The organism is Helicobacter trogontum, from assembly GCF_000765905.2.
In the GTDB taxonomy this organism is placed as follows: Bacteria; Campylobacterota; Campylobacteria; order Campylobacterales; family Helicobacteraceae; genus Helicobacter_A; species Helicobacter_A trogontum.
The window spans coordinates 23,807-32,358 of sequence record NZ_JRPL02000024.1 but is presented as its reverse complement, the minus strand read 5'-3'; the positions used below and the strand labels follow the sequence as shown (position 1 = coordinate 32,358).

5 protein-coding genes are annotated in these 8,552 nt (G+C 33.2%); 2 read left to right on the top strand and 3 right to left on the bottom strand.

Translation table 11 applies throughout. The annotated features are described in order from the left end of the window. Positions 1–242: 242 nt before the first annotated feature. Together LS81_RS08600 and bioB are read left to right on the top strand one after the other, a co-directional pair. Positions 243–1,778, top strand: coding sequence for a Na+/H+ antiporter family protein (locus LS81_RS08600; protein WP_034344173.1), 1,536 nt, complete (start codon positions 243–245; stop codon positions 1,776–1,778). Between the two features lie 711 nt (positions 1,779–2,489). After that, positions 2,490–3,434, top strand: a complete 945-nt coding sequence (gene bioB / locus LS81_RS08595; RefSeq protein ID WP_034321848.1) for a biotin synthase BioB — start codon at positions 2,490–2,492, stop codon at positions 3,432–3,434. Between the two features lie 312 nt (positions 3,435–3,746). Here the strand turns inward: bioB and pseH are convergent, their stop codons facing one another. The 3 genes from pseH to obgE all read right to left on the bottom strand — a co-directional run bounded on the left by pseH (position 3,747) and on the right by obgE (position 8,232). Continuing rightward, the gene (pseH, locus tag LS81_RS08590; RefSeq protein WP_052096382.1) at positions 3,747–5,384 is read right to left on the bottom strand and encodes a UDP-4-amino-4,6-dideoxy-N-acetyl-beta-L-altrosamine N-acetyltransferase; all 1,638 of its coding nucleotides are present in this window, start codon (positions 5,382–5,384) and stop codon (positions 3,747–3,749) included. Further along, positions 5,381–6,214, bottom strand: coding sequence for a cytidylyltransferase domain-containing protein (locus LS81_RS08585; RefSeq protein ID WP_034344175.1), 834 nt, complete (start codon positions 6,212–6,214; stop codon positions 5,381–5,383). Before LS81_RS08585 ends, pseH begins: the two co-directional genes overlap by 4 nt. Positions 6,215–7,032: 818 nt before the next feature. Next, a complete protein-coding gene (gene obgE, locus LS81_RS08580; protein ID WP_034344177.1) occupies positions 7,033–8,232 on the bottom strand; it encodes a GTPase ObgE in 1,200 nt (399 codons plus the stop codon). Positions 8,233–8,552 lie beyond the last annotated feature (320 nt).

Here is an 8,552-nt window from a genome sequence, read left to right as displayed (position 1 = left end):
GATTTATCAAAAAGTTACAACGCTTTGGGATAAAAGCTAGTTATTCAGATGGATTATTAGTTATCACAGAACAGCTGAAAAGATTTCTTGGGTTTAAATCAACTAATTGGCAGGTTTAAGTTGGAATTGCTTGTAATTCAAACTTCAAAAAGATATTTTCAACCAAAAAGAACTAAAATTTAAATCTTTTTTAAAATAGGCTATAATCATACTTTTGCATTTTTTATACTTAAGGGAATCCGATGTCTTTTTTTGCCAATGCAGTAGTATTATCTGTGCTCGTCATGGCAGTATTATGTATCTTACGACTCAATGTTTTACTATCCATCATTATAGCTGCTCTCGTGGCTGGATGGCTTTCTCCCCTGCCCCTAGAAACTTCCTTGCCTATGACAGCAGATTCTCAGCACTCGTTTTGGCAGTACTTTCTACTCAAAACCACAACTACAGGTGAAACCCTCATTAAAGGTATGGCAAGTAATTTAAATATTGCTTTGAGCTACATTTTACTGGGTGGTATTGCAGTAGCAATTTCGCGTACACACTTGACAACCTTTTTACTCTCTGCTATTGCTAATGCAATAAGTAATAGAAAATTTATCTTTATCCTTAGTATTGCTTTCATTTCATGTTTTTCACAAAATCTTGTACCCATTCATATTGCTTTTATACCTATTTTAATCCCTCCACTTCTAAGCCTCATGAATCGTTTAAAGATTGATAGACGTGCTATTGCATGCGCACTTACATTTGGTTTACAAGCTCCTTATGTAACGCTTGGGATAGGCTTTGGACTAATTTTTCACACAACCATTCGTGAACAAATGAAAGCAAATGGTATGCCTATAAGTCTAAGCGAAATTAGCTCGGTGATGTGGATTGGTGGAGCAGCTATGTTGCTTGGACTACTTTTTGCAGTATTTGTGTTATATGCAAAGCCACGAGAATATTTACAGAAAGAAGAGTGTTCTATGGGAGATGCGAGTATGGGTTGGCGAGAATATGCAACACTACTAGGTATTGTTGTGCTTTTCATTGTGCAACTCATTACACAATCCTTAGCACTTGGAGCATTTGCTGGACTTATGTGTATCATTGTATTACGTGGTGTAAAGTGGAGTGAAATAGATGTGATTATGGAAAATGGGCTAAGAATGATGGCATTTATTGCCTTTGTCATGCTTGTTGCAGCAGGATATGGCGAAGTCTTACGCACAAGTGGCGAAGTACAGAAGCTCGTGCAGGTGGTAGCAGATTTCACACATCAAAGTCACAATGCAAATACTCATACAAAAGATGCCCTAGAGGGTGTTGCAAATGTAGAAAACTTTATAAATGGGATCAATGTAGCAAAAGAAATACACTCAAATACACTCGATTCTAATTTACAAACAACTCCAGATTCTCATGCAGCTCATAATACCACTACACAATCTCTATGGGCAAAGTTTATAGGAGCTAGTTTAATGCTGCTTGTAGGGCTTTTAATCACTATTGGCATTGGTACAAGCTTTGGGACAATACCTATTATTGCAGCAATTTATGTGCCTTTTGGAATCTCTCTTGGTTTTAGCATCCCTGCAATAACCCTGCTTATTGGTATCGCTGGGGCACTAGGTGATGCAGGAAGTCCTGCTAGTGATAGCACTCTAGGTCCTACTTCTGGGTTAAATATGGATGGGCAACACAACCACATTTATGACACTTGTATCCCAACATTTTTTGTATATAACATTCCGCTTTTAATCGCTGGTGTGATTGGAGCTATGATACTTTAAACAACTCAATGCTGCAATAAAAATGCAGGTAACTCAAACCTAAGTAAACAAACAACAAACTTACGTAAGTTATATAGAAACGTAGCCCCATAATCCTCTCTGAAATATAACGTGTAATTATAGACTGAGGAACAAGTATTAAATTAAAAAAAATATAAAATTAAAGTATCTTACTATTAAATATGTGCTTTATAGGGTTATTAACTTTTACACAATAATAGTTTTATACTCAAAATATTACACATCTATCTCTAAAGTTAGTCCATTTAAATCTTTTATTACACACAAACCTTTTATGGAATCTACATGAAAAGATAATGTATCTTTATTGTAAAGCTAAGACGTGGAGAAAAATTTATAATGTATAACATTAATCCAATCAAGCATATGTAAGGTAGCAGAATCTGATACAATGAGGTATAAAATTTAGAAATCTTTAAATAATAAATCATTGAATATTGAATTATTTAGAGAAGTAAGATCCATTACAATAATATATATTGTCACAAAAATGTAAAGTTTCTGCAACGCAAACTTTAACATCCAAATGCCCCCTACCCCCAAATCTTAGTGAGTCTATTTAACATTGCTAGTAAAATTAAAATTTACTTTTTTATATTTATTTACTTATGATGATACTAAAAAATTTGCTTTATTAACCTAAATAAAAGATAATAGGTGCTTTCACACTGTTATATATGGAGACCAACAATGACTTATGAACAAGCACATAAAATTTTTCAATTACCATTTATGGAATTACTTTATAAAGCACATACGCTACATAGAGAAAACTTTAATCCAAATTCATTACAAACAAGCACGCTTTTAAGTGTAAAAACAGGTGCTTGCACTGAAAATTGCTCATATTGTGCACAATCAGCACATTATAATACAGGTACAAAAAAAGAAAATATGTTAGATAAAGAACAGATTCTAAAATACGCAAAAGCAGCAAAAGAAAAAGGAAGCTCTCGTTTTTGTATGGGTGCGTCTGGTAGAAGCCCTAGCGATAAAGATCTTGAAGTACTCTGCGATGTAATTGGGGAAGTAAAAGATTTAGGCATGGAAACATGTGTTACTTTAGGCTTATTGAATGAGAGTCAGGCTCAAAAATTAAAAGATTCTGGGCTAGATTTCTACAATCACAATATTGATACTTCAAAGGAATATTATAGCAACGTTATCACCACAAGAACATTTGAAGATAGACTAAATACGATTAAGAATGTGCGTGATGCTGGACTTAAAATTTGCGTTGGTGGGATTTTGGGCTTAGGAGAAAGCAATGAGGATAGAATTAATATGCTTGTATTACTTGCAAATCTCCCAACACCGCCAGAATCCATACCAATCAATCAACTTGTAAGAATTCCTGGCACACCATTAGAAAATGGCGAAACTCTTGATTGTTTTGACTTTGTGAGAATTATTGCATTGGCGCGCATTCTTATGCCAAAGTCATATATACGACTATCAGCAGGTAGAGCACAAATGGATGATTCTTTACAAGCATTATGTTTTTTTGCTGGGGCAAATTCAGTTTTTTATGGAGATAGATTGCTCACCACAGAAAATGCTGCACCAAACAAAGATGATATGCTTTTTGCACGGCTTAATCTCTCCAAAGAAGTTTTTGTTGAAGCAAAGGCATAAAAAGTTAATATAATAATATTCAACATGTCAAATGGTGCTTGGGGGAGGATATATAGAGTTTTGAATTATATGGGGTTTTACTGCAAACTAATATGAGCAAGATTTCACCTAACATCTATGTAAAAACTTCTCTAATATCTACATGCCTCAAAAGTTTATCCAAGTCACCATAAGTATAAAGTCTATATATAAATTGCGTATCAGCACCAAACAATCTAAGGCATACAACAGGCTAGAAATATTGCAAATATAGCCAAAATGCCATGTATTATATATTGTAGGCTTTTGGCAAATATAAATACGAAACTTGCTCTATATATTTGGATTTTTCATACCATATAGCAATACATCATGGAAGATTTCAGTGTTACTTTTACAAACCCTAAAACCATTTTGCAAAATACCAAGAGGATGAAACCCCTCTTTTTCATAAAATTTTATGGCATGTGTGTTTGTTGATACAACTTCAAGATACAACATACAAAGATTATAATGCTCAAAAGCAATGTATTTCAACATCTGCATCAGTATATGTCCATATCTTTTATTTTTTTGTTGTGGCAATAATGGGTTTTTATAGATTCCAAGATACGCGTTTTTGTGTTTAAGGTTAATCCTTGAAAAACTAATTACGCCTATATCGTTTGTAAGATTTCCATCTCGTGTTTGCAATGTTTCTGCATCTTTAACAAGGAAATATCGAGCATGTTCATCATATGGCAGGGAATGTAAGAAATTCATATGGGCTTGTTCGCTGATAATACTACTCCCATACATTTGCTCCCGTACAAAGGGATGATTCCTATAAGTAAGTATATTCATAGAATCTTTAGAATCCAAATTACAAAAATCTAGTGCAGTATAATTGTTGAGTGTAAAATTTTGCGCTTTTTTTTCTTGTGTAGATTTTAATGTGTGATTGAGTGCGGTAAAAATGAGCTCTGTAGCAAAATCTTTCACCTGTGTTCCAATTTCGATATACTTTTGTGTGTCTAAAGAGTTTGTGTTTTCAAAAATCTTCTCACATAATGGTAGTGTAATTGTTTTTATTAGATTCTGCGTGGCAAGTGTATGTATTTGTATGTCCTGATTTGTTGCAAGATTGATTGCAAATACCTTTGGACAAAGTTTTAAAGCTTCAAATAAAATCCCTCCACCAGAGACAATACAATTTCTTGATTTTGCCAAAAGCGTAGCAACTTGTATTTGAGTAATATTAGAATAGATTCTATAGGGCTTTTTGGAATCAAATTGTACCTCGTTGCAATCCAAGTATTTACTTCTAAGTAAGCTACCTTTATAATTTGCTCCAACTACCACTGCAATACTTTTTGCAAATGAAAGCAATTGCATAAAAATCTCACTACTTATATCATTGGAATCTTCCCCACCTAGACACACAAAAAAATCATAAAATCGCTCGTGCGAATCAATACTTAATTTATAAAAGAATGGATGTAATAACACATATTGCAAACCAGAAAATATATATCTTTTTATATCATTATCAACCATCTTCGTATTATAAAAACCATTAGAATTCAATAAAAATACTTTTGCTTTTAGATGAGCATTTTTACTCTGCATTCGCACAACACTTTTTAGAAACTCAAAATGTCTGCCATCATCATCAAATAGAATAAGTGCTTTTGAAGATTCTAAAAATGGAGTGAAATTATCAATCTTGTAGCTATCAATAATACAAATGTCATTATGAAGCAATGAAGGATTCTTCATGTCTTCCCATTGTAATGCTAGTGGATAGCACACTGCTTTATCATTGATGACTTGCCCTTGTGTCGCAATAAAATCCTTAAAAGAAGCATTGCCACGTACAAAAAAATCAACACTATATCCCATATTAACAAATACTCTAGCAAGATTGTAACACCTTGCAATATGTCCTAATCCTAAGGATTTTTCACTCTCTGTTAATATGCGTATGGTCATAATATATCCTTATTGATATGTTTGAAAAGGCTTTCTGCAATCGCTAAATCAAGCATAGTATCAATATCATGTGCATATGCCATTTTAATCCCCATGCTTTTTTCACCAAGTAATGGAATCTGCATTAAAAAACTTTCTGCTTTACCCAGATAAAACTGCCCTGCATCAACAAATGCTTGAGGTAAATCTTGCGAACGAGTATTTATAAAATCCTGAAATAAAAAGTTTAAATATCCACTACCATTAAGACAAAATGAGCGAAATACTTTTGATGCCTCAAGCATAGCAACCACATAGGCTGCATTAGGATTTGTATCAAGTAGAGTGCAAGATTCTAAAATGATTTGTTCTGTAGCAAACATTGCTGTTGCATAAAGACACAATACTTTAGAATGTGGTGTTAGATGTAAAATAGGCCTATCTTCTTGCCATTGCATCATATTTTTGATACTTTCAATGAAGTCTTCTTGTTGTATTTGATTGTCTTGTGCATGTGTTTTTTGTATGTTTACATGGAAAAAATCTAGCAAACTTTCATCAAAAGAGTCTGTATGGATAAAAGGCAATAAAGCATGGGTAACTACAGGTAGAGTTGGCGTCATATCATCTGCTAAAGCTTTGTCTCTTACTAATGGATATGCACCCAAACTTGCTGCAAACTCCAACATAGAAAGATCATCACTGCTTACAATTACATGATCACTTAACCTGTGTGCCAATTTTATACTTCGCTCAAGCATGGGTATACCACAAAAAGGTTGCATATTCTTTCTAACAATCCTTTTGCTATTACCTCGTGCTGGAATAACTACGCAGTCAATTTGTTTCACATATACTCCTTTATTATCTAGTAAGAATACACAATCATATGCAGACCTCATCTTGTCTATGCTCTATACTTCATTCTATACACATATATACATTATAAAAGACATAAGAAGACGACGTTTATTTATTGCAACTGATTTGCATGGCTTAGTAATATTTAAGATTCTATGATTCAGTAATCTTAATCACAAAACCGCACACCAAGACATAGAATTAATCACTACTAAAATAACAATGATGTCAAATCGCAGTTTATTTCGCTTCAATCACTTCAATAAGATAACTTATAAGCATATCACAAAAATAAATAAAATTTATATATAATCATACAAAATATGCTCATCATCAAAACTCATCGTAAAATGTAATATAAAACACGCCAATAAGCCAAAAAACATACAAACTCATACCAAGACAAACAAAGCAGTGTATTAGAATCTAGCATAAATAAAATAGGACAAAAGACAGATAGAGGTAACAGGCTTTTTATCTTATATGTTAAAATCTTTCGCTAGACTTATACACAAAAATACCTTATGTCTATATAAAAAGATTGGAATCTAAAATAATATAAATCAATAATTCTTATACACTCTCTATAAACACTTACAAGATTCTATATTAAGAAAAGAGTATTTTAAAATCATAGAAGTTATGACTCAAAGAATTGCATGATGTCTGATTAAGATAAAATGAGCAAAATAATTATAGAGACTATAAAGCACAATATCTAGAAGTTTGCATACTTGCACTTAGGCATACTGCTCCTTTTATATTGGCTATTGTCTCAATAACTACAAGAAATACAAGTGTTGTACCATCATGCTTGTTCAACACCCTGTAGTGCAAAGTAAAGCAAGGCTTTTAAAGATTCCAAATTGCAATGAGTGGCACTTGAGATAGGCAAAATGAAAAGTGGGGCTTTTATTGATGTTTTATTATTGTCGCTGTGCGTGATAGATTGCATTGATATTCCATGCTTCATAAAATCAAGTAGTTGTTGTGAAACATATGCTTGTGTCTGAAGCTGCAAATCTTCATATTGCATAAAAGAAAAGGCACCAAACCCCTCATATAACTCTACATCACTTTTTGTAAAAGCGATTGCATAAGGGCGATTTGCAAGTGCTGGAGCATAACATAAAAGCTCATGATAAAGCACAATAAATTGATTGAATAAGGATTTATGTGCTAAATCTTGTGGAGCAAATAAGGCTTCTATATTGTAATCTTGTTGCATCTCCACCTCGCTTTCTTGTGCCATATTCATTCTAAACCATGAGGCATCAAGCATGAAAAGTAGCAATTTTGTGCGTTCTATATGCTGCAAGAACTGCAATCCAAGTCCTTTGCCTTCACTAGCACCCTGTATTAAACCTGGAATATCAGCAATCACGAATGAATGCAAACTATCAACATCAACGACACCTAAATTCGGAATAAGAGTAGTAAAGGCATAGTCTGCAATCTTTGGTCGTGCATTTGTAATCGTAGAAATAAGACTTGATTTGCCAACATTTGGAAATCCAACAAGAGCTACATCAGCAATCAGCTTAAGCTCTAAACGCACTTGCAGTGATTTTCCAGGTAGTCCTTTTTGTGCATATGTTGGACGCTGGTTGCTTGCATTTTTAAAATGAGTATTTCCGAGCCCACCTTTACCACCTACAAGCAACTTTACTTTTTCTCCATCTATGAGTAGATCAAGCAGTATCTCATTATTTTCCTCATCGATTACTTGTGTACCTGGCGGAACTCTAATGATTATATCCTTTCCCTTTTTTCCATTGCAGTTCTTCCCCTCTCCTGGCATTCCATTGCCAGCTACATATTTTTTATGTCCGCGAAATTTTGCAAGCGTAGTTGTATTTTTATCTACTAAAAAATACACATCTCCGCCACGACCACCATCGCCTCCATCAGGACCACCTTGAATGACAAACTTCTCTCGTCTAAAACTAACTGCACCAGCACCACCATGTCCAGATGCAATGAAAATTGATACACTATCAACAAACATTGATACTCCTTTATCTATATTGTTACAATATGTTACTATAAAATTTTACGTTTTATCACATGGAATTATATCTATTTTTATACATCATGTGTAACCATTAATAGGGTTGTAGCGGTAATTTATCACAAGCTTCCTACCATAGTTTTCATAAACAAAATTTAATAAGTCAAAAATTTTATACAAATTAAAAAAACAAATATTGACAAAAATGTTAAAAATTAGATAAATTAGGATAAATACATAAAAAAACAATAAAGTTATAAAATATAGAAATATGAAAGGTAAATATGGGCTACCTATGTATTCTAAATAGTATTTTT

Excerpts from the sequence above, each read along its gene's own strand:
- LS81_RS08600 (WP_034344173.1), top strand. The coding sequence starts at position 243 with ATGTCTTTTTTTGCCAATGCAGTAGTATTATCTGTGCTCGTCATGGCA.
- bioB (WP_034321848.1), top strand. The coding sequence starts at position 2,490 with ATGACTTATGAACAAGCACATAAAATTTTTCAATTACCATTTATGGAA.
- pseH (WP_052096382.1), bottom strand. The coding sequence starts at position 5,384 with ATGACCATACGCATATTAACAGAGAGTGAAAAATCCTTAGGATTAGGA.
- obgE (WP_034344177.1), bottom strand. The coding sequence starts at position 8,232 with ATGTTTGTTGATAGTGTATCAATTTTCATTGCATCTGGACATGGTGGT.